At 37.3% G+C, this 25009-nt stretch carries 25 protein-coding genes, 2 pseudogenes and 1 other annotated feature; of the genes and pseudogenes, 19 read left to right on the forward strand and 8 right to left on the reverse strand.

The window, feature by feature from the left end:
* Positions 1–122 precede the first annotated feature (122 nt).
* Genes acuC through acuA form a run of 3 tightly spaced genes read right to left on the reverse strand, consistent with a single transcriptional unit; the run spans position 123 to position 2580 of the window.
* Entirely contained in the window at positions 123–1289 is a 1167-nt protein-coding gene (gene acuC / locus B5P42_RS09380; RefSeq protein ID WP_078175968.1) for an acetoin utilization protein AcuC, read from the reverse strand.
* Entirely contained in the window at positions 1286–1930 is a 645-nt protein-coding gene (locus B5P42_RS09385) for an acetoin utilization AcuB family protein (RefSeq protein ID WP_002123078.1), read from the reverse strand. The genes acuC and B5P42_RS09385 overlap by 4 nt, the downstream gene beginning before the upstream one ends.
* 17 nt (positions 1931–1947) lie before the next feature.
* A complete protein-coding gene (acuA, locus tag B5P42_RS09390) occupies positions 1948–2580 on the reverse strand; it encodes an acetoin utilization protein acetyltransferase AcuA (RefSeq protein WP_113734097.1) in 633 nt (210 codons plus the stop codon).
* A gap of 176 nt (positions 2581–2756) precedes the next feature.
* On the opposite strand from acuA, the gene acsA reads away from it, so the two are divergent.
* The 6 genes from acsA (at position 2757) to tyrS (ending at position 8183) form a co-directional block, all read left to right on the forward strand.
* Complete coding sequence (gene acsA / locus B5P42_RS09395) at positions 2757–4475, forward strand: acetate--CoA ligase (protein ID WP_003191836.1); 1719 nt, start codon at positions 2757–2759, stop codon at positions 4473–4475.
* 242 nt (positions 4476–4717) lie between these two features.
* A complete protein-coding gene (locus tag B5P42_RS09400) occupies positions 4718–5275 on the forward strand; it encodes a maltose acetyltransferase domain-containing protein (RefSeq protein WP_113734098.1) in 558 nt (185 codons plus the stop codon).
* Positions 5276–5342: 67 nt separating this feature from the next.
* A complete protein-coding gene (locus B5P42_RS09405; RefSeq protein ID WP_113734099.1) occupies positions 5343–5798 on the forward strand; it encodes a hypothetical protein in 456 nt (151 codons plus the stop codon).
* Positions 5779–6324, forward strand: coding sequence for an RNA polymerase sigma factor (locus B5P42_RS09410; protein WP_113734100.1), 546 nt, complete (start codon positions 5779–5781; stop codon positions 6322–6324). Before B5P42_RS09405 ends, B5P42_RS09410 begins: the two co-directional genes overlap by 20 nt.
* Positions 6305–6550 carry a hypothetical protein gene (locus tag B5P42_RS09415; protein ID WP_113734101.1) on the forward strand — a complete coding sequence of 82 codons (246 nt, stop codon included), beginning with the start codon at positions 6305–6307 and terminating at the stop codon, positions 6548–6550. The genes B5P42_RS09410 and B5P42_RS09415 overlap by 20 nt, the downstream gene beginning before the upstream one ends.
* Before the next feature lie 77 nt (positions 6551–6627).
* Positions 6628–6856: a binding site (T-box leader), on the forward strand.
* A gap of 70 nt (positions 6857–6926) precedes the next feature.
* Positions 6927–8183 (forward strand): tyrosine--tRNA ligase, encoded by a 1257-nt coding sequence (gene tyrS / locus B5P42_RS09420; RefSeq protein WP_113734102.1) that lies wholly within the window; start codon positions 6927–6929, stop codon positions 8181–8183.
* Between the two features lie 78 nt (positions 8184–8261).
* On the opposite strand, the gene B5P42_RS09425 is transcribed toward tyrS, so the two are convergent.
* A complete protein-coding gene (locus B5P42_RS09425; RefSeq protein WP_113734103.1) occupies positions 8262–8564 on the reverse strand; it encodes a YjdJ family protein in 303 nt (100 codons plus the stop codon).
* 150 nt (positions 8565–8714) lie between these two features.
* Here B5P42_RS09425 and B5P42_RS09430 point away from each other — a divergent pair, with 150 nt between their 5' ends.
* The gene (locus B5P42_RS09430) at positions 8715–8843 is read left to right on the forward strand and encodes a transporter (RefSeq protein WP_113734104.1); all 129 of its coding nucleotides are present in this window, start codon (positions 8715–8717) and stop codon (positions 8841–8843) included.
* 375 nt (positions 8844–9218) lie between these two features.
* Here B5P42_RS09430 and rpsD read toward each other — a convergent pair whose 3' ends face one another.
* A complete protein-coding gene (rpsD, locus tag B5P42_RS09435) occupies positions 9219–9821 on the reverse strand; it encodes a 30S ribosomal protein S4 (RefSeq protein WP_002015568.1) in 603 nt (200 codons plus the stop codon).
* A gap of 398 nt (positions 9822–10219) precedes the next feature.
* On the opposite strand from rpsD, the gene megL reads away from it, so the two are divergent.
* Complete coding sequence (gene megL / locus B5P42_RS09440; protein WP_044442168.1) at positions 10220–11398, forward strand: methionine gamma-lyase; 1179 nt, start codon at positions 10220–10222, stop codon at positions 11396–11398.
* Positions 11399–11597: 199 nt separating this feature from the next.
* On the opposite strand, the gene B5P42_RS09445 is transcribed toward megL, so the two are convergent.
* A complete protein-coding gene (locus B5P42_RS09445; RefSeq protein WP_002138633.1) occupies positions 11598–12077 on the reverse strand; it encodes a GAF domain-containing protein in 480 nt (159 codons plus the stop codon).
* Between the two features lie 147 nt (positions 12078–12224).
* On the opposite strand from B5P42_RS09445, the gene refZ reads away from it, so the two are divergent.
* Complete coding sequence (refZ, locus tag B5P42_RS09450) at positions 12225–12863, forward strand: forespore capture DNA-binding protein RefZ (RefSeq protein WP_044442170.1); 639 nt, start codon at positions 12225–12227, stop codon at positions 12861–12863.
* A gap of 53 nt (positions 12864–12916) precedes the next feature.
* Here the strand turns inward: refZ and B5P42_RS09455 are convergent.
* Positions 12917–13189: pseudogene (locus tag B5P42_RS09455) on the reverse strand (EamA family transporter); the annotation flags it as partial.
* Here B5P42_RS09455 and B5P42_RS32560 point away from each other — a divergent pair.
* The 8 genes and pseudogenes from B5P42_RS32560 to B5P42_RS09495 form a co-directional block, all read left to right on the forward strand.
* Positions 13178–13746, forward strand: a pseudogene (locus tag B5P42_RS32560) (LysR family transcriptional regulator substrate-binding protein); the annotation flags it as partial. The pseudogenes B5P42_RS09455 and B5P42_RS32560 overlap by 12 nt on opposite strands.
* Positions 13747–13994: 248 nt before the next feature.
* Positions 13995–15704: a septation ring formation regulator EzrA gene (gene ezrA, locus B5P42_RS09465; protein ID WP_113734105.1), complete on the forward strand. Its 1710-nt coding sequence runs from the start codon at positions 13995–13997 to the stop codon at positions 15702–15704.
* Positions 15705–15978: 274 nt separating this feature from the next.
* A complete protein-coding gene (locus tag B5P42_RS09470; protein ID WP_033731427.1) occupies positions 15979–17121 on the forward strand; it encodes a cysteine desulfurase family protein in 1143 nt (380 codons plus the stop codon).
* Between the two features lie 6 nt (positions 17122–17127).
* On the forward strand, positions 17128–18342 hold the full coding sequence (gene thiI, locus B5P42_RS09475) for a tRNA uracil 4-sulfurtransferase ThiI (protein ID WP_002067574.1): 1215 nt from the start codon (positions 17128–17130) through the stop codon (positions 18340–18342).
* 79 nt (positions 18343–18421) lie between these two features.
* Entirely contained in the window at positions 18422–18616 is a 195-nt protein-coding gene (locus B5P42_RS09480; protein WP_000168891.1) for an alpha/beta-type small acid-soluble spore protein, read from the forward strand.
* A gap of 221 nt (positions 18617–18837) precedes the next feature.
* Entirely contained in the window at positions 18838–20424 is a 1587-nt protein-coding gene (mbcS, locus tag B5P42_RS09485; protein ID WP_002167572.1) for an acyl-CoA synthetase MbcS, read from the forward strand.
* 102 nt (positions 20425–20526) lie between these two features.
* The gene (locus B5P42_RS09490) at positions 20527–20958 is read left to right on the forward strand and encodes a VOC family protein (RefSeq protein WP_088293498.1); all 432 of its coding nucleotides are present in this window, start codon (positions 20527–20529) and stop codon (positions 20956–20958) included.
* Positions 20959–21046: 88 nt separating this feature from the next.
* Positions 21047–22615, forward strand: coding sequence for an amidohydrolase (locus B5P42_RS09495; RefSeq protein ID WP_113734106.1), 1569 nt, complete (start codon positions 21047–21049; stop codon positions 22613–22615).
* Between the two features lie 221 nt (positions 22616–22836).
* On the opposite strand, the gene B5P42_RS09500 is transcribed toward B5P42_RS09495, so the two are convergent.
* Positions 22837–23640 (reverse strand): NAD kinase, encoded by an 804-nt coding sequence (locus B5P42_RS09500; RefSeq protein ID WP_016120893.1) that lies wholly within the window; start codon positions 23638–23640, stop codon positions 22837–22839.
* Between the two features lie 204 nt (positions 23641–23844).
* Between B5P42_RS09500 and B5P42_RS09505 the strand changes: the two genes are divergently transcribed.
* Together B5P42_RS09505 and ytfJ are read left to right on the forward strand one after the other, a co-directional pair.
* Complete coding sequence (locus B5P42_RS09505; protein WP_016106347.1) at positions 23845–24483, forward strand: DUF2953 domain-containing protein; 639 nt, start codon at positions 23845–23847, stop codon at positions 24481–24483.
* Between the two features lie 12 nt (positions 24484–24495).
* On the forward strand, positions 24496–24891 hold the full coding sequence (gene ytfJ / locus B5P42_RS09510; RefSeq protein ID WP_000350005.1) for a GerW family sporulation protein: 396 nt from the start codon (positions 24496–24498) through the stop codon (positions 24889–24891).
* Positions 24892–25009 lie beyond the last annotated feature (118 nt).

Below are 25009 nucleotides of genomic sequence, written 5' to 3' on the forward strand. Positions count from 1 at the left end.
CGATACTCAAAATATATCGGCGCAACTCAAAATATATCAGCGATTTTTAAAAAATATCGACTTACCGACAGAAACCGACAATAAATAAAAGGAGGCTATTTAAAAACGAGCCTCCTTTTCGTTTAGTACAAAGATTTTGTCATATTATTCCGAATAATTTCAAGAGATTTCGCTACAGTTAATGCATTTTTTTCTTCGATTTCTGGTTTTCTAGGGATAGGTTGATACATGTTGTCTGGATCTTCCCATGTAAGGGGAAGGTCGGTTTCTGCTTGTCCTTTCCAAGCGTCAATCCATTCTGGAGGGAGATAACCTGAGATGTTTTGGATGTTGTTCATTTCGAGCCAAATGAGTGCCCAAGCTCTTGGTACGACGCGCCAGTGATCATAGCCACCACCGCCGACAGCAATCCAGCGACCGTCGCAATATTCATTAGCGATTTCACGAGCGAGCTTCGGTATTTCACGGTAAATGTTCATCGTTGCGCAAAGGTGTGTAAGTGGATCGTAATAATGTGCATCAGCACCATTTTGCGTTAAAATAATATCCGGTTTAAAGTATGCTGCCACTTCTTTTACAACTGTTCGATATGAATCTAAAAACGATTCGTCTTCTGTAAAAGCGTCGAGTGGAACGTTAAAAGAATAATTATATCCATTTCCTTGTCCACGTTCATTTACTGCGCCAGTTCCAGGAAATAAATAACGCCCAGTTTCGTGTAATGAAATGGTGCATACGTTAGGATCGTCGTAAAAAGACCATTGTACCCCGTCGCCGTGATGAGCATCTGTATCAATATATAAAACGCGTAAACCGTATTTCTTCTGAATATATTTCATTGCGATAGAGCTATCGTTATAAATACAAAAGCCAGATGCTTTACCACGAAAGCCATGATGTAAGCCGCCACCTAAATTGAGGGCGTGCTTTACTTTCCCAGAAATAACAGCATCGACAGCTGTTAATGTTCCGCCAACGAGTAATGCACTTGCTTCATGCATATTTGGAAACATTGGTGTATCTTCTGTTCCAAGTCCATATGTCATCGCAATTGATTTTTCTAACTTTCCTTCTCCAGCAAGTTTTACCGCATTTATGTACTCCTCTGTATGAATGAATGCAATTTCCTCATCTGTAGCCATTCTTGGCGAGATGACTTGAGAAGGGGAGATAAAACCACTCTTTTGTAATAAGTCATACGTAAGTGTGACGCGTAGTTGGTTAAAAGGATGATCAGGGCTAAAAGAATAGCCCCGAAAGTCATCCGAATAAATGAAGGCGCTGCTCATGCTTGCATCCCCATTATGTTTGGCCATAATACGCGGTAGCCCTCTGCTTCGAGTGCATCAATCACTTTTAGAGGATTCATCGTTTGAATGCGGAAAACGAGTACTTTATCATTCTCATCTTTTGCTGGATAGACGAGAACGCTCACAATATTTATTTGTAAATCACTAAAAATAGCAACGACTTTTCCAAGAATACCAGGTTCATTTTTCACTTGAATTTCAATTTGTGAACTTGGTTGATGAGCTCCTGTTAATTTTACTAACGTGTGCAGCACTGTAGATTCAGAAATGATACCTACGAGTTTTCCAGCTTTCGTAACAGGAAGACAGCCTATTTTATTTTCAAAAAATAAAGTCGCAATTTCCTCAACGAAATCGAGAGGGTGACAAGTCATAACAGGGTGTTTCATTATGAGTTCAAGCGGTTGCTTCAGCATATCGAGTGAAACTTGTTCATCTAAAATAGACGGACTTGCATCTCTTACATCCCGATCAGAAATAATGCCTACGACATGATTATTTTGATCGACAATTGGAATGTGCCGAATGCCTTTCGTACGTATCGTTCGGATTGCTGTTTCGATTGTATCGTTTGGATGTAGTGTTACTACATTTTGATTCATAATTTCTTCTACAATCATTCCAGTTGCCCCCTTTATTAATACATAAAACGATTGTGAAAACGTAGACGATCGAATGCTTGAATGGAATCCGTATCAACACGTGTACCGATGCGGACCATTAAACAGTTGGCAGGATGTGAACAAATTTCAGGATCATCTGTAGCCATCCATTGTAAACCACCAGCATTCATCATTTTTTCCATTACTTTTCGGTATTCCCAAACATTTAAGCCTGTTTGTTTTAAATCCCAGTGCCAATAATATTCAGTCGTTAATATAATGTAATCTTCCATATGATCGTCCATCATTGAAACTTCTAATAAATTTTTTCCGACAGAGCAACCACGAAAGGCTGGGACAACTTCAATCGCCCCGAGTTCAATTAAGTTTTCAATCTTTCCTTCTGACCATCGCTCGAGCGGATCAGGATATAAGTATGTAACATATCCAACGATCGTTTGGTCATGTCTAGCAATAATGAGACGAGCTTCTGGTAATTTAGAAATTTCGACAATTGCTTTATATTGCTGCTCGGCAGGACGAAACGCAATTAAGTCTGGATGAAATTCATACATTTCAAGATTATGTGTAGAGACAGGACCTTCAATAATTAAAGTGCCTTTCGCTGTTTTTAAGTTTCTGGCATTATATATTCTTTTATGAATCAATTTATTGCTCACCACCTTGAGGGTTTGTGAATCTATTAATATCGTACTTTATAATATATGCGATGTGAATCGAATTTTGTCATTAAAAATTTGTCTAAAAATCAACAAAAATACTGAAAATTTTAAATAATGTCATTATAATAGATAATAGAATACATAGGAGGGGGATGTAAAGTATGAAAGTGGAAACGCTTCCTGTCATTAAAGGAGAAAATAATTTGCCGAATTATGAAGAGGCATACGCGAATTTTAACTGGGAAGAGGTTAATAAAAATTTTACTTGGAATGAAACAGGACGAGTAAATATGGCGTATGAGGCAATTGATAAGCATGCGAAATCAGATCGAAAGAATAAAGTAGCACTTTATTATCAAGATGGATCGCGAAAAGAGAAATATACGTTTAAGGAAATGAAGGATTTTTCTAATAAAGCAGGAAATGTCCTGAAAAACTATGGCGATGTTGAGAAAGGCGATCGCGTTTTTATTTTTATGCCGCGTTCCCCAGAATTATATTTCGCACTTTTAGGTGCAGTGAAATTAGGGGCAATTGTTGGACCATTATTTGAAGCATTTATGGAAGGCGCAGTTCGCGATCGTTTAGAAGATAGCGAAGCGAAGGTGTTAATTACAACTCCTGAATTGTTAGAGCGCATACCATTAAATGATTTACCTGCTTTAAAAACAGTCTTCCTTGTTGGAGACAATGCAGAAGAAGGCGGTAAAACTGTAGCGTTCAATCCTTTATTTGAACAAGCTTCAAAAGAATTACATATCGAATGGTTAGGCCGTGAAGACGGTTTAATTCTACATTACACATCTGGTTCTACTGGTAAGCCAAAAGGCGTCCTTCATGCGCAAAACGCAATGGTTCAGCACTATCAAACAGCGAAATGGGTATTAGATTTAAAAGAAGATGATGTATATTGGTGTACAGCTGACCCAGGCTGGGTAACTGGAACAGCTTACGGTATTTTTGCACCGTGGTTAGTGGGAGCATCAAATGTTATTTTAGGCGGGAGATTTAGTCCAGAGGCATGGTATGAAGCACTGCAAGATTACGGTGTAACAGTTTGGTATAGTGCACCGACAGCGTTCCGTATGTTAATGGGAGCTGGACAAGACGCAATTAAAAAATATGATTTATCACAAGTGCGTCACGTATTAAGTGTTGGTGAGCCATTAAATCCAGAAGTAATTCGCTGGGGTATGAGCGCATTTGGACTTCGTATTCATGATACGTGGTGGATGACAGAAACAGGCGGACAAGTTATTTGTAACTATCCTTGTATGGAAATCCGTCCAGGTTCAATGGGGAAACCAATTCCGGGTGTGAAAGCAGCGATTGTTGATAATGAAGGAAATGAAGTGCCTCCATACACAATGGGGAACTTAGCAATTGGTAAAGGTTGGCCATCTATGATGCGTGCGGTTTGGAATAACCCACAAAAATATGATTCTTACTTTATGCCGGGAGATTGGTACGTATCAGGTGATTCAGCTTATATGGATGAAGATGGATACTTCTGGTTCCAAGGACGTATTGACGATGTAATTATGACGTCAGGTGAGCGTGTTGGTCCGTTTGAAGTAGAAAGTAAATTAATCGAGCATGCTGCTGTAGCGGAAGCTGGTGTAATTGGTATTCCTGATCCAGTACGCGGGGAAATCATTAAAGCATTTATCGCGCTTCGCGTGGGATACGAACCATCTGAAGAATTAAAAGAAGAGATTCGTCAATTTGTGAAAAAAGGCTTAGCAGCTCATGCAGCTCCAAGACAAATTGAATTTAGAGATAAATTACCGAAAACGAGAAGTGGTAAAATTATGCGCCGCGTATTAAAAGCGTGGGAATTAAACTTACCAACAGGCGATTTATCGACGATGGAAGATTAAAAGAGGAAGGGTCTGAATGAATACGTTCAGACCCTTCTTTTTTATCCGGCTATTTGTGGGCAGTAAAACTCCCACCTCAAAATTCAGCTAGGGCAAAGAAGTAAGGTGTGAGATCAACTGCCCGTAAACGCCCGATTGGTGAGGGCTAATAATCAGTGGGGGATGAACAAAACCCCCACTGATTAAAGTTTCACTTTATGTTATTATAAACTTATATATACGTGTTGGAAGGGGAGAAGGAAATGAAAACAGAAAAAGAAAAGATGATACAAGGGGAAATGTACATACCGGCTGATCCCGTTTTAGTAAAGGACAGGGAGCAAGCTCGTATATTAACGAGAAAATTAAATGAAACACCAGAAGTAAAACTAGAAGAACGTAGTGCAATCGTAAAAGAATTATTCGGAACGACTGGAGATAACATTCATCTTGAATCTTCTTTTAGATGTGATTACGGTTATAACATTCACGTTGGTGAAAACTTTTACGCAAACTTTGACTGTACGATTTTAGACGTATGCCCAGTTACAATCGGAGTGAACTGTATGTTAGCTCCAGGTGTTCACATTTATACAGCAACGCATCCGCTTGATCCAGTAGAGCGCATAAGCGGATCAGAGTACGGAAAACCAGTTACAATTGGCGATAACGTATGGATTGGCGGAAGAGCGATTATTAATCCGGGCGTAACAATTGGAGATAATGCTGTCATCGCATCTGGCGCTGTTGTAACGAAAAATGTGCCAGATAATGTAGTAGTTGGCGGGAATCCTGCGAGAATCATAAAAAAAATAAAATAATATTTGAACGAAGCGCCTTCCTCGTCTGTATACATTTATGAAAGAATAGATGAGGGAGGCTTTTTATATGTCCAATAAATTGATGCTTACTTTTGCTTTAATTGGAATTATAGTTGTATTTTCTTGTGGTATGTTATTGCCTATACCAATTGGATTTAAAATTTCAATGATTACATTTGGGATTATTATGATTGTTATTTTTTCAATCCTTATTCCGTTTGATAAGAAGTATATTGTACGAAAAAATGGAAATAAAATTGATTTTACAAAAACAAAAATATATTTTCGTTGGAATGTATTTGATACAATTTCGGTCTGTCTTGCAGTGTATGCATGTATATGTGTGCTGGCGTTAAATATTTTAGTTTCAACCGGCCATACGATTCAAAACCCATATGTTCAATTTTTTACGAATCAGTCACAAGCATGGGTCATTGTCGCAAGTGCATATTTAATTTCCCGTATTTCATTAACGTTAAAAGGAATAAAGGAGATCAAAAAAAATGGCGCAGATTGGGATTGAGGAGGAGCTCATGCTTGCGTACCAAAATGGAGATAAGCAAGCTGGAGAAAAACTATATGTTTTAATCAAACCAGCGCTATATACATTTTTGTATCGATTTAATCGTGATGAACAACTGAGTATAGATCTCGTTCAAGATACGTTTTTGACTCTAGAGCGTAAGAAACATATGTATGAAACCCGAAAAGGAAAAATTAAAACGTATTTATTTCAAATCGGTTACCGTCTTATGATTAATAAATTGAATCGAAGAAAAAAATGGCGCTCTCTTTTACCGTTTTTAGTACCGATTCAGGAAAAGGAGTTTTCTCACGAAGACCGGCTTACGGTAAGAGAAGCAATTTTGAAAGTTCCTGAAGAACAGCGAGCGGTCCTGATTCTTTCTTATTATCATGATATGCAGCAAATAGAAATTGCAGAGGTACTAGATATTCCTATTGGAACAGTGAAGTCGAGACTTCATAACGGGATAAAGAAATTGAAACAATTGCTGGAGGTGGATGAAATTGAGCGGAAATCCTTTTAAGAATGAATATAAATTAAAGCAGCATTTAGATAGCGATCATGTAGAAATACCGGATTTTCCAAAAACGGTAAGCCGCTTCGATCGATTACTTGGATTTCTTGCTTCTCCAGCGAAAGATCCTGTGGAAGCGACGATTGGGAATGATTTATCGGTTGTGTTTCATGTGTCGTTATTAGTTGGTGTTCCAGCTATTTCTCTTATTACGATATTCCTTGCGACTTTATAAAGGATTGGTAGGGAAAGAACTCATACCTCTATTTGACACGCCTATATAAATGATGGTATAAAGAAAAGTATATGAATAATTGAGCGTGGAAAGGGAGAAGTAGTGATCATTTCCCTGTTTTAGAGAGCTGATGGTCGGTGGAAATCAGCACATAGATGATCGCGAATTACGCCCCTAGAGCATCTTTTTTCGATTGAATTGTATTCAAAAGGGAAAAGACGGTGCTAAGCCGTTATGTAAATAAGGTGGTAGGCTTTTTTTGTCTGCAACTAGGGTGGTAACGCGATGATCAAAATCGTCCCTTATTTAAAGGGGCGATTTTTTTATGTTTTCAACCTTCACGCCAGTAATGAACTTAAAGGAGAGTATGTAGGATATGGGTATTTTACAAGATCTTGAATTTCGCGGTCTAATTAACCAGCAAACAGATGCTGAGGGACTTGAGCAATTATTAGAAAAAGAAAGCGTTAAATTATACTGTGGTTTCGATCCGACAGCGGATAGCTTACACATCGGTCATATGTTACCAGTATTAATGTTACGTCGTTTCCAATTAGCTGGTCACCAACCAATCGCACTTGTTGGCGGTGGTACTGGTATGATCGGTGACCCAAGTGGTAAAAAAGCAGAGCGTACATTAAATACGAAAGATACAGTTGCTTACTACACAGAAAGCATTAAAAACCAACTTTCAAACTTCTTAGAGTTCGAAAACGTGAACAACCCAGCAACAATGGCTAATAACTATGATTGGCTTGGTAACTTAGATGTAATTTCATTTTTACGCGATATCGGTAAAAACTTCGGTTTAAACTATATGTTAGCAAAAGATACAGTAGCATCTCGTTTAGATACTGGTATTTCATTCACTGAGTTTAGTTATATGATTTTACAATCATACGACTTCTTAAACTTATACCAAAACCATAATTGCCGTCTACAAATCGGTGGTAGTGACCAATGGGGTAACATTACAGCGGGTCTTGAATTAATCCGTAAATCAGAAGAAGATGCGAAAGCATTCGGTTTAACAATTCCACTTGTTACAAAATCTGACGGTACGAAGTTTGGTAAAACAGAAGGCGGCGCAATTTGGTTAGACCCAGAGAAAACAACTCCTTACGAGTTCTACCAATTCTGGATCAATACAGATGACCGCGATGTAGTTAAATACTTAAAATACTTCACATTCTTATCTCATGAAGAAATTCTTGAGCTTGAGAAGCAAGTAACTGAAACGCCAGAAAAACGTGCAGCACAAAAATCATTAGGATCTGAAATGACAAAACTTGTTCACGGCGAAGAAGCGTTAGAGCAAGCAATTAAAATTTCAGCTGCATTATTCAGTGGCTCTGTAGCAGAACTTACTGCAAGCGAAATCGAGCAAGGATTCAAAGACGTACCATCTGTAGAACGTACTGCAGAAGATACAGTATTAATCGACTTACTTGTAGAAAGCAAAATTTCACCATCTAAACGTCAAGCACGTGAAGATGTAACAAACGGTGCAATCTACGTAAACGGTGAGCGTACACAAGCGTTAGACTACGTTGTAACAGAAAACGACCGCATCGAAGGTAAATTCACAATCATTCGCCGCGGTAAGAAGAAATATTTCCTAATTCGTTACTAATCAGAAAAGAATTTAAAACAAATAGTACCCCGAATGGTAGGCTGAAAAGTCTATCGTTCGGGGTTTTTATGTATGCATTTAAATTGCCTCATGATTTCTTTTAAATAGAATATGAAGAATTAATACGAGCATGTAAAGTAAGCCAATTAGCATAACGACAAATGCCCCGGGATAAAATTTTGCCGCATATATAAAGAAATCGATTTGATAAATATCGTCATAATGTGAAACGTACCCTTTAAAATAATTCGTAAACTTAGCGCTATATTTCCATTCATCAGGATAATCTATTAAATTACTCCCTTGATACCAACTCATAAGTGCTGAAGTAATAAAAAGCATACAGGCACTACCCAATTGAACCATTTGATTTATTGTCAAAATGAAACAACCTCCTATTTAATGGTTATTATAGCGTGCATTCGTATTCCTGTAACCTTTTTGTTGTAATCTCCTTTTCGAGTTCATACGGAAATCACATGTAAGCGGTATGATAAATGTATAACAAATAGAAAGGAGTGGTAAAACAAAATGTCACTAGAAGCGCTCATTATTTTTTCTTTGCTAAATGCGGGTCAGCTTGCAGAGAACACGAAGGTTGATGTACATAAAGAGCAGAAAGATGCTTATGTATATGTTAAAAAAGAGGAAAATAAATAATTTTAATATATAAATAAAGGCTACCAGAGAGAACGTTTTAGTTTCTTTGGTAGCTTTTTCTATTGAGATATAATTTGGAAGTAATGAAATAAGGAGTAGTCTGAAAACGGATTATATGTTTAAGGGAATAAGTATAACAGCATGCAATGAAGATGGATTATAAAATTTTGCACAATAAACGGAGCCAGTATTAAAGAGAATCCAATCGTTGGAATGAATAAAAGAGAAGTAAGGACGATTATCCATAACTCATGAAAAAACTTCCTTGAAGTATCTTACTATACATACGACATTTATATAAATAAAAAAAGCCCAGGCCCCTTGATAAACAAGGTTCCTAAGGCTTTTAATAATACTCTTTGCAGAGTACCGAGATTAACGAGAGTAGAACTCTACGATTAATGCTTCGTTGATTTCAGCTGCTAACTCAGAACGCTCAGCGTGACGAGTGTAAGTAGCTTCTAACTTATCAGCATCGAAAGTTAAGTATTCTGGTACGAAGTTGTTAACTTCGATCGCTTCTTTAACAACAACAAGGCTGTTAGATTTTTCGCGAACGCTGATAGTTTGGTTAGGTTTAACGCGGTAAGATGGGATATCTACGCGAGCGCCATCAACCGTGATGTGACCGTGGTTTACTAATTGGCGAGCTGCACGACGAGTGCGAGCTAAGCCCATGCGGTAAACTAGGTTGTCAAGACGAGCTTCAAGAAGGATCATGAAGTTTTCGCCGTGCTTACCAGGCATTTTACCTGCTTGGTCAAATGTGCGACGGAATTGACGTTCAGTCATGCCGTACATGTGACGAAGTTTTTGTTTCTCTTGTAATTGTAAACCGTATTCTGAAAGTTTCTTACGTTGGTTAGGACCGTGAGGACCTGGTGCGTAAGGGCGTTTTTCTAATTCTTTTCCTGTGCCGCTTAGAGAGATTCCAAGACGACGAGACAGTTTCCATGCTGGACCTGTATAACGAGCCATAGTTGACTCCTCCTTTAAAAATGTTTTTATTTTCGTAAAATAAAAACAGACGTAATCGATATTTACGGGTATTTTGTTTTCATGTACCTTCGCTCCAGCAGCAGGGAGTTACGAGATACACCTCCGCAGAGGAACAAAATACAAACGATAAACTCACATTACAAGGCTGCCTTTTTATTTTACACAAACGCTATTATATCTTTTACTTACAGTTTCGTCAAGAGACTCCCTTTTTGTTTTATACAGATAAATTTTGGAAATTAACAAGAAGGAATTTAAAACAATATAAAAGAAAAGATAGAAACACAAATAAAACGCTTACATAAAATGTAGTAAAGACGTTCATCAGATTTTTCCTGGTGGATATGTGGAAATAAAGACATAAGGGGGATGTTTTTATGAAAAAGAAACATATAGAGACAGCATTAATTCATCACGGATATGAATCAAATGAAAATAAAGGGAGTTTAACACCACCTTTATTTCAAACTTCTACATTTACGTTTGAGACAGCACAGCAAGGAGAAGCGAGTTTTGCGGGAGAAGATCCATCTTATATTTATTCAAGGCTTGGGAATCCAACTGTGAAATTATTTGAAGAACGTATGGCTGTTTTAGAAGATGGAGAGGAGGCGCTGGCGTTCGGTTCAGGTATGGCAGCCATCTCAGCAACTTTAATCGGTTTTCTAAAGGCTGGAGATCATATTATTTGTTCAAATGGATTATATGGATGTACGTACGGTTTTTTAGAAGTATTAGAAGAGAAATTTATGATTACTCATTCGTTTTGTGATATGGAGACAGAGACTGATATTGAAAATAAAATTCGTCCAAATACAAAGCTCATTTTCGTTGAAACACCGATAAATCCAACGATGAAATTAATTGATTTAGAAAAGGTGATCGGGGTAGCGAAGCGCAATGATTTGCTTGTTATTGTTGATAATACGTTTTGTTCACCTTATTTACAAAGACCTCTTGAACTTGGTTGTGACGCCGTCGTTCACAGTGCGACAAAATATATTGGTGGTCACGGGGATGTTGTAGCGGGTGTAACAATTTGTAGAACGAAAACGTTAGCTGACAAAATCCGTCCGATGCGAAAAGATATCGGCGGTATTATGGCGCCGTTTGACGCGTGGTTATTGTTACGCGGATTAAAAACATTAGCAGTAAGAATGGATCGTCATTGTGATAATGCGGAAAAAATTGTATCGTTTTTGAAAAATCATGAAGCAGTAGAAGGTGTTTGGTATCCGGAGGGAGAATTAGCATCTCGGCAAATGAAACGAGGTGGGGGCGTTATTTCTTTTTCAATTAAAGGTGGAAAAGAGGAAACACAGTCGTTTATCAATGACCTCCATTTTATTACAATTGCCGTAAGTTTAGGTGATACCGAAACGTTAATTCAGCATCCAGCGACGATGACGCATGCAGCTATTCCGGCTGAACTAAGAAAAGAAATGGGTATTTTTGATAATTTAATACGCCTATCTGTCGGCTTAGAATCATGGGAAGATATCGTTTCTGATTTAGAACAGGCACTAAAGAAGATATCTACTGTTAGTAATCAATAAAGTGAAACTGTAATCAGTGGGGGTTTTGTCCATCCCCCGCTGATTATTAGCCCTCACCAATCGGGCTTTTACGGGCAGTTATCTCCCACCTAACTTCCTTGTATTCGCCGAATTTACTGCCCGTTAATGCGGGATAAAAAAGAGTGAGCTATCGGTTTCGTACGTTACGTACGTAATCGATAGCTCACTCTTTTCTTTATTAAATATGTTTTAGGAGTGTTTCCACAAACTTTTCTAAATAGTGCTGATCTACTTCATCGAAACGATTTTTTTCAGGACTATCAATATCAAGCACACCAATGATATTTCCTTCTTTCATAATCGGTACAACGATTTCAGAATTAGAGGCACTATCGCAAGCGATATGTCCTGGGAATTGGTGAACATCTGCTACAAGTTGCGTTGTTTTTGTTTCAGCTGCAACGCCGCAAACACCACGTCCGAACGGAATACGCACGCAAGCTGGCATCCCTTGGAATGGTCCAAGAACAAGTTGATTTCCTTCTGTTACATAAAAGCCAACCCAATTAACGCGATCTAAAAATTGATTTAATAGTGCGGACGCATTTGATAAGTTTGCGACTACGTTCGGTTCGCCAGTTAATAATGCATCCAGTTGTTTAATTACTGTCTCATATTGCTCTTCACGAGATCCTGCATAACTTTCTTTTGTAAACATGGAAACAACTCCCTTTTTAGCGAGATATGTAAAACGATAGCAAAATACGATGTATTTCACATGACTTTGTCGATAGAAAATTAAAGGAATTTGTCTTAAAAGTCAAGAAATTTAAACTATAGCTGTTCATTGAGAGGAAGTGAGCGCATGAAGCAGACGAAACAAAAGGTAATTGATGCGGCAATATCGTTGTTTAATACGAAAGGTTATGACGGGACATCAGTGCGAGACATTGCAAAGCGAGCGGATGTGAATGTAGCGAATATTTCATATTATTTTGCTGGAAAGCAAGGGTTATTAGAACAGCTTATTACTGATTTTTTAGAAGGATATATTCACGTAATTGAAACGTCATTTGAACAGAGAGAATATTTATCGGCTAAAGATGTGATGGTGCAAATGGTGCGCGGGATTTTACGATATCAATTTGATAATAGAGAACTGACACGTTTTTTTTATAGAGAGCTTTCGCTTGATACGACATTAATTCGTGAAGTGATGACCGTTTATTTTTCTAGAGAAAGATATTATATAGAGCAAATCATTAAACAAGGACAAATGAAGCAAGAATTTAAAAAGATATCTTTTACAATGTTTATGACGCAATTAAAAGGCATGATAAATATGCCGTTTTTATATCCACAATATATATCAGAGGTGCTACACTCATTTCCGTCTGAGACGTTTTTCTTAGAAATGTATACGAAGGAAATTGAGCAATGGATGGAACGAACATTATATAAAGCGAGTATGTATTATGAACTACCAAGAGCTGTTCATATGTGAAAAATCCCCACCTAACGAACTGAGGTGGGGATTTTTATATGTTGTTTTCTTTGCTATAAATTGTTGCATACTAGCGCAATAATTGTTAATGAGGCAACGGCAATTTCTATGTTATCGACAGTATAACTTTGAAACATAGAACCGATAAGTGCAAGTACAGGAACTAAATTCATAAATAATATGCCGTTAATAGATGAAATATATCGATTTCCCGTGTTCCAGCAAAATACAGGGATACATCCCGCAACAATCGACATATAAAAGAGTTCAAAACGAACGCTCATAACGGTATGTAGTGACGGTACAGAAATTATATTTGTGTAGGTATATTACCGAGTTTAGCGGCTCATTACATATCAAAGTGTAAAGACTTATTAGAGGATACATATGAAATAGAATGGAAAATTGAGCATATGAAAGTATTAATAGAGTTATTTAAAGAGTGAAAAGTTGAAGCGATGTTCATCGATTCAGTAGTAGAAGGCGCTACATATATATATAAGAAATGCGGGAAGAAAAAATCGTTTGTGCTGTTTCAAATAATCATCCGTATAGAGTGAAAAAGGTAATCCGAATGGAAGAGTTGCAAAATGAACAGCTAATTGTATACCTAGAAATATGTGATGTAAGGAAAATGATTATGAATGTGTTTCAATGTATGGGCGCGAAACCAATAATTGCGGTTGAAACATCTTATGCAGAACCGATGATTGCGATGGTAGGAGCTGGACTTGGTATAACATTGCTTCCGGAAACCGCTTTACAGTAAGCCGTAATGCAAGGTAACGTACGTGCGATTTCTGTAGAACCACCACTAATGCGAAAGATTTATTTCGTCTCTCATATGAAAGAGAGCTCGTTATCCTGCATTAACTGCCCGTAAAAGTCTTACCTTTATTGCATTCATTTGAGGACGGATAATGGAATAAGTGGAATATTAAGAAATATTACAATCACATGTAAAGAAACATGAAATTTTAAAAAAAACTAGGTCAAAAACACGTCATTACATGGTATGATTAGAACATTGTTAGTTGTTAAATATAGGGGAATTCCCTTTTTATACATAATGCCTTCCATTTCATAAACGGAACGGACAAAAAAAGAGATATAACTAGGAGGCTTTTTTGCATGGATTCTATCCTGACGATCGTTATCATTGTAGTAAGCTCTATTCTAGTGCTGCTCATGATAGAGCTTGTGATAAGAAATCGTTCATATAAAGATATTGAAGCACTGGAGCAGTGGAAACAAGAGATAAAAGATAAACCTGTGGCAGATGAACTAAAGCGGGTAAAGGATTTAAATATGACAGGTCAAACAGAAGAGCTGTTTGGTAAATGGCGTGAAGAGTGGGATGAAATTGTATCAACAACTCTTCCGAAAGCTGAAAAAGATTTAGGGCAAGCGCGAAAATTCGCCTCGCAATTCTCCTTCCGCAAAGCAAAGCATGCGATGAAAGAATCCATAGGTGGTTTAGATGACGCTGATAATCGTATTACAGACATTTTAAATGAATTACAGCAACTGTTAGAAAGCCATGAGAAAAATAGCGCGGAAATTGAAGGATTACGTGATACATATCGTAGTATGAAAAAGAGCGTTCTTGCTCATCGACACATGTATGGAGCAGCTGAGCAAAAAATTGAAGAGATGTTAGATGTTGAATCCGAGAAGTTCAAAACTTTTGAAGAGGCAACAGATAATGGTGATTATTTAAAAGCGAGAGAAATTGTTATTAGTTTAGAAGAAGGTTTAGCAAGTTTAGAAATCGTTATTCATCAAATTCCGGATTTATTGGTAGAGTGTCAAGCGACATTACCAGTTCAGCTGGAAGATTTATTACAAGGCCATGATGATATGATAAGACAAGGCTATGTATTAGAGTATTTGGAAATCCCTAAAGAAGTCCGCGATATGACGACACAACTACACACATGTTTAATGGATATACAGGAACTTCATATAACAGAAGCAGCAGAAAAAGTAGAGAACTTAAAAACTCGTTTAGACAGTTTTTATGATCAACTTGAACAAGAAGTGCATGCGAAACATTATGTGGAGCAAAAAACAATGTCTGTTTATGAAGATTTAGAAGAAATTCGTACAGAAACAATTGAAACGAAAATAGAAACACAACTTGTGAAACAAAGTTATCAATTACAAGACAAAGATATTGAGTCACAAAAAGTAATTGAAAAGCAAATGCATATTTTAATGAAACGTTTTGAAGTGTTACAAATACGCGTTGCTGAACAAGATATTGCATTCTCTATCATTCGTGAGGAACTAGAAGAGGTTTATGAGCAATGTGAAACTTTAAAAGTACTTCATGCAGAATATAAAGAAATGCTGCAAACGATGCGCAAAGAAGAATTTGAAGCACGTGAGAAGTTACAAGAAATGCGAAATACAATTTTTGAGACGAAACGTTTTATGCAAAAGTCGAATTTACCAGGTCTTCCAGAGAGTATTATGGAAGATTTACAAAAAGGGCAAATGGCGATGCAAGCTGTATATGAGCAATTAGAAGTAAAGCCGTTAAATATGAATACTGTAAATAGCAGTTTAGAAGAAGCATACACAGTTGTGAATGGTGTATCTGAAATGACAGAAGAATTAATTGGACAAGCTTATTTAGTTGAAAAACTAATTCAATACGGTAACCGATACCGCAGTCATGATGAGAATCTTGCAGAAAGCTTAAATTATGCGGAGAAATTATTCCGTGAATATCAATACGATGCAGCTTTAGAACAAGCGGCTTCTATATTAGAGCAACTTGAACCTGGTGTTGTTCAAAAAATAGCTGAATATGTAGACAATGAGCAAACCCTTTAATAAAGGGTTTGTTTTTTTGTGTAATTTTGAAGTCGATGTTGCTATAATGAATAGCGGAATACAGTAAGGTTGTTCGTTTCAAAATAAAGTGAAACCATAAGTGATGGGGTTTCATCCACCACTGATTATTAATCTTCACCACTCAGTATGCCTGCAAATGGTGGGGGGAAATGTACACTTTTATATAAAAACGGAACCTTTGAGTAGTCTTAGCGTAATTACACGTATTTGTGATATGATTATATGATGTGATAGCGCTGAAAGGGGAAGAACGATGATCTATTTTGATAATAGTGCGACGACGAAGCCATATCCAGAAGCGCTTCAATCGTACGTAACGGTTGCAGGGAAATATTTTGGTAATCCTTCTTCTATTCACTCGCTTGGAGGAGAGGCAGAACGTCTATTAACACAATCGAGAACGATTGCGGCACAGCTCCTTCACGTTAAACCTTCTGAAATTATTTTCACATCAGGTGGAACGGAAGGGAATAACCTTGCGATTAAAGGGATAGCGATGAGGAATCGTTCGCGCGGCAAACATATCATTACAACAAATATTGAACACGCGTCTGTGTTTGAAGCATATAAACAATTAGAAGATCTCGGTTTTGATGTAACGTATTTACCGGTTAACGAGCACGGTGTTGTATCGGTAGAAGATGTAAAACGAGCACTTCGTGAAGATACGATTCTTGTGTCAATTATTCACGTGAACAACGAGACTGGAGCGATTCAGCCCGTTGCTGAAATTGGAACATTATTAACGAACTATCCGAAAATAAGATTCCACGTGGACCATGTACAAGGGATAGGAAAAGTACCACTTGATTTATACGCTTCTCATATTGACCTTTGTTCAATATCTGGACATAAATTTCATAGCGTAAAGGGGACAGGTCTTCTTTACGTACGTGATGGTGTAAGATTAGATCCAATCTTATCAGGTGGTCAACAAGAGCTCAAGTATCGTTCAGGTACAGAAAATTTACCTGGTATTGTAGCGATGGTGAAAGCACTTCGTATGACGATGGAACAAGTGAAAGAAAAGATAGTTCATTTGCAAAATTTACAAACAGAGCTGGTCCGTTTCTTTAAAGAGATGGAAACTGTAACGATTAATACATCACTTGAATATGCGGCACCGCACATTTTAAATGTATCATTTGTCGGTTTAAAACCAGAAGTAGTCGTTCATGCTTTAGAAGAGCATGGTGTATATGTATCGACGAAGTCTGCTTGTTCTTCAAAAGCAAATGAAGTGAGCAGAGTACTAGTGGCAATGGGAGTACCGCACGCCGCAGCTACAAGTGCGATTCGCATTAGTCTAGCACCAGACAACACGATGGAAGAAGTAAAACAATTTGAAGGTATTGTTAAAGAGACGATGCCAAAATTATATGAAGTGATGAGGTAAAGAAATATGATGACATATGAATATATTTTAGTTCGTTATGGAGAGATGACGACAAAAGGAAAGAACCGTTCTAAGTTTGTAAGTACGTTAAAAGATAATGTGAAATTCAAATTAAAAAAATTCCCAAACATTAAAATTGATGCAACACATGATCGTATGTACATTCAGTTAAATGGTGAAGACCATGAAGCAATTTCTGAAAGATTGAAAGATGTATTTGGTATTCATAAGTTTAACTTAGCAATGAAAGTACCATCAGAATTAGAAGATATTAAAAAAGGTGCATTAGCAGCTTTCTTACAAGTAAAAGGTGATGTGAAAACATTTAAAATTACAGTGCACCGCTCTGATAAGCGCTTCCCAATGAAGACGATGGAGTTACTTCCAGAAATCGGTGGGCACATTTTAGAAAATACAGAGGATATCACAGTAGATGTTCATAATCCAGATGTGAATGTACGTATAGAAATTCGCAGTGGTTACAGCTATATTATGTGTGGTGAGCACATGGGAGCTGGCGGTTTACCAGTTGGCGTTGGCGGAAAAGTAATGGTACTTCTTTCTGGTGGTATCGATAGCCCGGTAGCAACTTACTTAACGATGAAACGCGGCGTATCTGTGGAAGCAGTTCACTTCCATAGTCCACCTTTCACAAGCGAGCGCGCGAAACAAAAAGTAATCGATTTAGCACAAGAGTTAACGAAATACTGTAAACGTGTAACACTTCACCTTGTTCCATTTACTGAAGTGCAAAAAACGATTAATAAAGAAATTCCATCTAGCTATTCTATGACAGTTATGCGTCGTATGATGATGCGTATTACAGAGCGTATTGCAGAGGAGCGTAATGCACTTGCAATTACGACTGGTGAAAGTCTTGGACAAGTAGCCAGCCAAACGTTAGATAGTATGCATACGATTAACGAAGTGACAAACTATCCTGTTATTCGTCCGCTTATTACGATGGATAAATTAGAAATTATTAAAATTGCAAAAGAAATTGGAACGTATGATATTTCAATTCGTCCATATGAAGACTGCTGTACAGTATTTACACCAGCAAGTCCATCGACGAAACCGAAGCGTGAGAAAGCAAATCGTTTTGAAGCGAAGTACGATTTCGCGCCGTTAATTGAAGAGGCTGTAGCGAACAAAGAAACTATGGTATTACAAACAGTAGAAGTAGTGGCTGAAGAAGAAAAATTCGAAGAACTTTTCTAAACCCATAAATTACCACATTCAAATGTGCATGAAGTCATGTTGTTTATCACACTCTATACTCACAAGGAGGTGATACAACATGGCAAGCACAAATAAATTAGCAGTATCTGGTGCTCAAGCAGCATTAGATCAAATGAAATACGAAATCGCTCAAGAGTTTGGTGTTCAACTTGGAGCTGATGCAACATCTCGCGCTAACGGATCTGTTGGTGGCGAAATTACTAAACGTCTAGTTTCACTAGCTGAGCAACAATTAGGCGGTTACCAAAAATAATCCCATATACGATGGCTTAGAAAGAGCGGGTTCTCCCGCTCTTTCTTTTTGTCGTTTTCGTCGTTATTTGCCGATGAATCGTTATGTTAAAAACATCGTCGCTATACATTCATACATCATTTCGACATAAATATAAAAAAATTGTCAAAAGAAGAGGGTTCAAAATTTACTGAAAATTCTTTATTATATAAGGGAGGCATAGAAATAAAGGAGGATGTTATATGAAGAGAGAGGAATTGTTAGCGCCGCCGTCTTATAATTTAGTTTCGGAAATAGAGAAATATACGAGTGATAAAGAGAAGCTTGCTTTAATTTGGCAAGATGATAAAGGGAATAGACGAGAGATTACATATTTTGAATTAATGCAAGGTGCGAATAAAATTGGAAACGCTTTTATAAAAAGTGGCTTACAAAAAGGGGACAAGCTCCTTATTATGATGCCGCGCTTAATTGAAGCTTACATGACGTATATTGCTGCGATTAAAGCAGGATTTGTCGTTATTCCAAGCTCAGAAATGTTGCGTAAAAAAGATATTGAGTACCGTATTGGGCACGGAGAAGTGAAAGCAATTGTAAGTTACGAACCGTATATTGGACAATTCGACGGCGTAGAAGCGGTGGAATCTCTTCAAAAATTCGTTTTGAGCGAGCGTTCAGTAGATGGATGGACGAATTTAAAAACAGCATTAGAAACGGAAAGTGATACGTTAGAAATGGCGAAGACGGATAAAGAAGATATGGTCTTTTTATCTTATACGTCAGGGACGACAGGAAATCCAAAAGGAGTTGTTCATACGCATGCATGGGCATACGCTCATTTACGTACAAGCGCCCCGAACTGGCTCGGAATCGAAGAAGAAGATGTTGTATGGGCAACGGCTAGTCCAGGTTGGCAAAAATGGATTTGGAGCCCGTTTGTAGCGACTCTCGGTTCAGGTGCAACAGGATTTGTATACAATGGTAAGTTTGAACCAAAAACGTATTTAAATTTATTAGGCGATAATAAGGTGAATGTGCTTTGTTGTACGCCGACTGAGTATAGATTAATGGCAAAGGTAGAAAATTTAAGTGAGTACAATTTAGAAGCGTTACATAGCGCTGTATCAGCTGGTGAGCCGTTAAACAGGGAAGTTATTGAAACGTTCCAAAGGCATTTTGATATTACGGTAAGAGACGGTTATGGGCAAACGGAAAACACATTACTCGTTGGGATAATGAAAGGGATGGACATTAGACCAGGATCAATGGGAAAACCGACGCCAGGAAACCATGTTGATATCGTAAATGAAGAAGGAACTCCTGTACAGGTAGGAGAAGTTGGTGATATTGCAGTTCACATTGAAACACCAGCACTCTTTAAACAATATTATAAAGACGATGAGCGCACAGCGATGCAATTCCGTGGTGATTATTATATTACGGGTGATAAAGCGAAAAAAGATGAAGAAGGCTATTTCTGGTTTGAAGGGCGCGGTGATGATATTATTATTAGCTCTGGTTATACAATCGGACCGTTTGAAGTCGAAGATGCACTTGTAAAACATCCATATGTAAGAGAATGTGCGGTTGTCGCAAGCCCTGATGAAATTCGCGGAAGTGTCGTGAAGGCATTTATCGTATTAAGAGAGAATATAGACAAGAACGAAGAAACATTAATTCCAGTGCTCCAACAACACGTCAAAGAATTGACTGCACCATATAAATACCCTCGCAAAATTGAATTTGTAGATGAACTACCAAAAACGATTTCCGGAAAAATTCGCCGTATTGAACTTAGAAAACAAGAAATGGAGCTTCCTTCAAAATAATTTTGAAAATAGGGAAGTAAATAGTTGAATGAAATGTAAAACGATGATATTATAAAAACGAACACAAGTTCGATTTTATAAACTAAAAAAAGAGGTGTCCGTATGATTTTAGGTATTAATCCGTACTTAGTTTTAGATGGTAGTGGGCAAGAAGCTGTACAGTTTTACAAAGAGGCGTTAGACGCAAAAGTAGAAGTAATGCAAACTTTTGGTGACATGCCTGAAAATCCAGAATACCCAATTCCAGCTGAAGCGAAAGAGCGCGTTTTACATGCTACTTTAAAAGTTGGTAATACGGACCTTATGATTTCTGATACATTCCCAGGTCAAGGGCATGCAATCGGATCTCAAGTAACAATCGCAATTCAAATTAATAATGCAGAAAAAGCGAAAGAAGTATTTGATAAGTTACAAGAAGGTGGAGAAGTTATTATGCCACTTCAAGAAACTTTCTGGAGCCCAGCATACGGACAACTAAAAGATAAATTTAACATTGAATGGCAAGTTACAACGAATCCTACTGAACAAAATTAATTTTTGGAAAAGCACCATTTTTAATCGAAATGGTGCTTTTTTTATACGCTCTAATTTCGTAGACTAAAGGGAAAAGGGGGACGAGTATATGGGAGAAATTTGGTATGGGGGCACCATTTACACTATGCGAGAAGAGAATGAAAAAGTAGAAGCTATTTACGTTGAAAATGGCGTCATTGTTCATATGGGGAATAAAGAAGAGTTAGAAAACCGATATTCTGCGGTGAAGTTGTACGATTTAAAAGGGAAAACGATGATTCCAGGACTCGTTGATAGCCATATGCATCTTATTGGGCATGGGGAGAGGTTGCTTCGTCTAGATCTATCAAATTGCAAATCTTATAGCGAAGTACTTACTCTTGTTCAGAAGCGCGTAGAAGAAGCGCCAAAAGGATCTTGGATTATCGGAGAAGGATGGAATGAAAATAATTTCACAGATACAAAACAAGTTCATGTACGTGATTTAGATGAAATCTCTAAAGAACATCCGATTTTATTAAAGCGTGTTTGTCGTCACGTGACATGGGTGAATTCATACATATTGCGAGAAGCGAACATAACAGAAGCGACGCAAGATCCAAAGGGCGGGAAAATTGGCCGTGATGCGTCAAATAATTTAACAGGACTTTTATATGAGCAAGGACAAGAGTTAATTAAACATGTTCAGCCTGAAATAGATAAAGTGTATTTGCAAAGTGCTCTGCAAACAGCGATTTCAGACTGCTGGCAATACGGACTCGTTGGCGGACATACGGAAGACTTAAATTATTATGGCGGCTTTCAAAAAACGTACAATGCGTTTTCACACGTTATAAAAGAAATGCGGTTTAAAGCGCATTTGCTCGTTCATCATGAAGTAGCGAATGAGCGAAAAGAATATGAAAATGAGCACTATATTGAATTTGGGGCGATGAAGATTTTTTCTGATGGCTCTTTTGGCGGAAGAACAGCTTTATTAAGTGAGCCGTATGAAGATGCGAAGGAAACAAATGGAGTTGCCATTTCCTCACGTGAAGAGCTTGCAGGTTTAGTGAAAAAAGCACGAGATTTACATATGCCAGTTGCGATTCATACAATTGGTGATTTATCGCTTGAATATGTCATTGATGCACTTGAATTACATCCACCAGCAGAAGGATTACGTGACCGTATTATTCATTGTCAGCTAGCTCGTGAAGAGTTGATTGAAAGAATGAAACAATTGCCAGCTATTATTGATATTCAGCCAGTCTTTGTTTCGTCAGATTTTCCATCAGTGATTGAAAAACTAGGAGAACGCCGTCTTCGTTATGCGTATGCTTGGAAGACGTTACTGGATGCAGGATTACACTGTAATGGAGGCTCTGATGCTCCAATTGAACAAGTAAATCCGTTTTTAGGTATATATAGTGCTGTTACACGTAGAAGTTTTATTGACGGCGTATGCTATATGCCAGAGGAAAGATTAACGGTATATGAAGCTGTCTCTTTATTTACAACAGGAAGTGCGTATGCAATCGGAAAAGAAGCGAAGCGAGGACAAATCGCAAAAGGATATGAAGCAGACTTTACGATATTAGACCGCAACATTTTTGAAATTGAGGCGGAAGAAATAAAAGAAGTACAGGCAGAAATGACCGTCATTGATGGGAAGATTGTTTATAGAAAAGACGTCTAAAAATTTGAGGGAGCGGCTCCGAAAATACATTTTGGTGCTGCTTCCTCTTTTTAGATAGGTTGATGATGTCGGTAAATTGATATTTTGGGTAAAATCGTTGATATAATTTCATATACTGTTGTCCTGTTCCAAAATGTTTTGTGAAACAGCGTCAAGTTGCATTTGATAAATAAAAAACCCTCGAATTATGGAAATTCCATAATTCGAGGGTTTTTTGATTACTATAAAAACGTTCTCTGTACTTTTTCCCAGAAAGAGTTGTTTTTTAATTTAACAGTTTTAATTTGTTTATCGCTTAAACGAACAACGGCTTTTTCCACTTGTTTAATGCTAAGTGCTTCGTTATCCATTCCGATAACAGGATAATCATTTCCATCTGGTTTAAGTGTTAAAGTTAACGTACGCTCGTGATTTAAAAGGAACGGTGACCCGAGTGTACGGTATGTGTTGTTATTTAAAGATGCTAGTTCGCTTACTTGGAAACATGGGATAAGTGGATCGACAACTGCACCATGTAATGATTTATTGTAAGCGGTACTTCCTGTTGGTGTGGAGATAACTAATCCATCACCTCTAAAGGTTTCGAAATGTAAATTGTCGACGTGTACATCTACGACAAATGTTTTAATGATGCTAGAGCGTAATGAAAATTCATTTAAACAATGGAAAGATGTACCATGATCTACATCTACTTTAATTGTTGGATATTTTCGCACTTCAATTTCGTTTTTTGTAATTTCTTGAAGGGCTGTATCAACGTGATCGATGTGGAAATCGCAGTAGAAAGAAATTTCATCCTTCGTAGAAATACCTGCGTATAAGCAATCTTCTCTAAAGCCAGTTTTACGAACGGCTTGTAAGAAGGTTCCATCATCTCCAACGCTGACGATAGCGTTTGCATTTTTTGGATGATCTAATATGGTAAATCCATTCTCCTCTAAAATACGATATACTGGTTTCATTTTTTCAACGAGCGTTACTTTGTCATCACCATAAAAGAAAAATAAATTGCGACGATTTGCCATTATGTATCCCTCCACTGCAGTTAAATTTTCTAGTCTTAGTGCTGCATATCATCAAAATGTATTCTGAATAATATGCTCAAATAGTATATTTCGATATAAAATGTCAAAATCCCTTTTTATTTTTAGAAAAATTTTTATATTCAATTTTATCAAAGGTTGTTTAATGATGAATAAACTTGTCGATAATGGGTATGGAGTGAAAGGATGGTAAGAATGAAATGGCTTGTAATTGGAATGATAATTCTTCTACTTTTTATTTTGCTTATACTATTATCGAAAATATCGCTTAAGGTGACGTTTTTATATTCAGAAATGGAAAAACAATGTTTATTTCAAGTGAAAATATGGATGATTCGATATACGTTTGATGTATTGGAAAGAATTGAAAAACAACAGAAAAAAACGGGGCAGAAAATCGAAAAAGCTGAGAAAGATGGCGGAATAGATAATAAAATTATGGCACAACTTGATAGCATTGGAGAACTGATAAAAAAGCTTCAAGAAGTTCATACTATTGTTAAAGATTTTCTCAAACGAGTGAAAATCAATAGTTGGAAGTGGCATTCACAAATTGGAGCAGGCGATGCGGCTAGTACTGGAATTGTCACTGGGTATGCATGGGGGACAAAAGGAATGGCTGCTGGAGTTGTAGGACAATATATGCATATTGTCGACGTACCAGAATTTGAAATTACCCCTGTTTTTCAAGGGAAAGGATTTGCATCAAGGTGTGAGTTAACAGCATCTTTTCGTATATTTCGTGCTATAAAAACGGGTATCAAATTACTCACGTTTATGAGAAGACAAAGATCTGGTACGAACGAAAAATCAGTTCAATCATAGGGGGGATATAAAATGGACCATCCAATTCAAGGTTTAATGACAACCGCAATGCAGCATTTAAAACAAATGACTGATGTAAATACAATTGTTGGTGACCCAATTAAAGCGGCAGATGGAAGTGTAATTCTTACAGTTTCGAAAGTCAGTTTTGGATTTGCTGCTGGTGGAAGTGAATTTGGTAAAGTAGAACATTCAGGCCGTCATCCATTTGGCGGGGGAAGTGGTGGAGGAGTTTCTATTAATCCTGTTGCCTTTCTTGTTATAAATGGAGAAGGTGTGAAAGTATTACACTTAGATAAGCAAACACACGTCATCGATAAAATAATTGAATTAGCGCCACAAGCTGTTGATAAAGTGAAAGAAATGATGGATAAACGAAAAGAAGATGATCCTGAATTTCAAATTTAACGAATAAAGAAGCTGATCAATGGATTAGCTTCTTTATTTTTTTGTAAATAAAGCGATTTTATTTGCATTATTGATAGGGACAAACTATCATTTACATTGTACATATTTTGTTTAAAAT

The organism is Bacillus sp. SRB_331 (assembly GCF_003264175.1).
Classification (GTDB): domain Bacteria; phylum Bacillota; class Bacilli; order Bacillales; family Bacillaceae_G; genus Bacillus_A; species Bacillus_A mycoides.

Coding starts and splice junctions, on each gene's coding strand:
- B5P42_RS09480 (WP_000168891.1), top strand. CDS start 18,422: ATGGCAAGCACAAATAAATTAGCAGTATCTGGTGCTCAAGCAGCATTA.
- thiI (WP_002067574.1), top strand. CDS start 17,128: ATGATGACATATGAATATATTTTAGTTCGTTATGGAGAGATGACGACA.
- acsA (WP_003191836.1), top strand. CDS start 2,757: ATGAAAGTGGAAACGCTTCCTGTCATTAAAGGAGAAAATAATTTGCCG.
- B5P42_RS09500 (WP_016120893.1), bottom strand. CDS start 23,640: ATGGCAAATCGTCGCAATTTATTTTTCTTTTATGGTGATGACAAAGTA.
- B5P42_RS09405 (WP_113734099.1), top strand. CDS start 5,343: ATGTCCAATAAATTGATGCTTACTTTTGCTTTAATTGGAATTATAGTT.
- ezrA (WP_113734105.1), top strand. CDS start 13,995: ATGGATTCTATCCTGACGATCGTTATCATTGTAGTAAGCTCTATTCTA.
- acuC (WP_078175968.1), bottom strand. CDS start 1,289: ATGAGCAGCGCCTTCATTTATTCGGATGACTTTCGGGGCTATTCTTTT.
- tyrS (WP_113734102.1), top strand. CDS start 6,927: ATGGGTATTTTACAAGATCTTGAATTTCGCGGTCTAATTAACCAGCAA.
- B5P42_RS09430 (WP_113734104.1), top strand. CDS start 8,715: ATGTCACTAGAAGCGCTCATTATTTTTTCTTTGCTAAATGCGGGTCAG.
- B5P42_RS09490 (WP_088293498.1), top strand. CDS start 20,527: ATGATTTTAGGTATTAATCCGTACTTAGTTTTAGATGGTAGTGGGCAA.
- B5P42_RS09470 (WP_033731427.1), top strand. CDS start 15,979: ATGATCTATTTTGATAATAGTGCGACGACGAAGCCATATCCAGAAGCG.
- megL (WP_044442168.1), top strand. CDS start 10,220: ATGAAAAAGAAACATATAGAGACAGCATTAATTCATCACGGATATGAA.
- B5P42_RS09495 (WP_113734106.1), top strand. CDS start 21,047: ATGGGAGAAATTTGGTATGGGGGCACCATTTACACTATGCGAGAAGAG.
- ytfJ (WP_000350005.1), top strand. CDS start 24,496: ATGGACCATCCAATTCAAGGTTTAATGACAACCGCAATGCAGCATTTA.
- B5P42_RS09410 (WP_113734100.1), top strand. CDS start 5,779: ATGGCGCAGATTGGGATTGAGGAGGAGCTCATGCTTGCGTACCAAAAT.
- B5P42_RS09505 (WP_016106347.1), top strand. CDS start 23,845: ATGGTAAGAATGAAATGGCTTGTAATTGGAATGATAATTCTTCTACTT.
- refZ (WP_044442170.1), top strand. CDS start 12,225: ATGAAGCAGACGAAACAAAAGGTAATTGATGCGGCAATATCGTTGTTT.
- B5P42_RS09400 (WP_113734098.1), top strand. CDS start 4,718: ATGAAAACAGAAAAAGAAAAGATGATACAAGGGGAAATGTACATACCG.
- B5P42_RS09445 (WP_002138633.1), bottom strand. CDS start 12,077: ATGTTTACAAAAGAAAGTTATGCAGGATCTCGTGAAGAGCAATATGAG.
- rpsD (WP_002015568.1), bottom strand. CDS start 9,821: ATGGCTCGTTATACAGGTCCAGCATGGAAACTGTCTCGTCGTCTTGGA.
- mbcS (WP_002167572.1), top strand. CDS start 18,838: ATGAAGAGAGAGGAATTGTTAGCGCCGCCGTCTTATAATTTAGTTTCG.
- B5P42_RS09385 (WP_002123078.1), bottom strand. CDS start 1,930: ATGATTGTAGAAGAAATTATGAATCAAAATGTAGTAACACTACATCCA.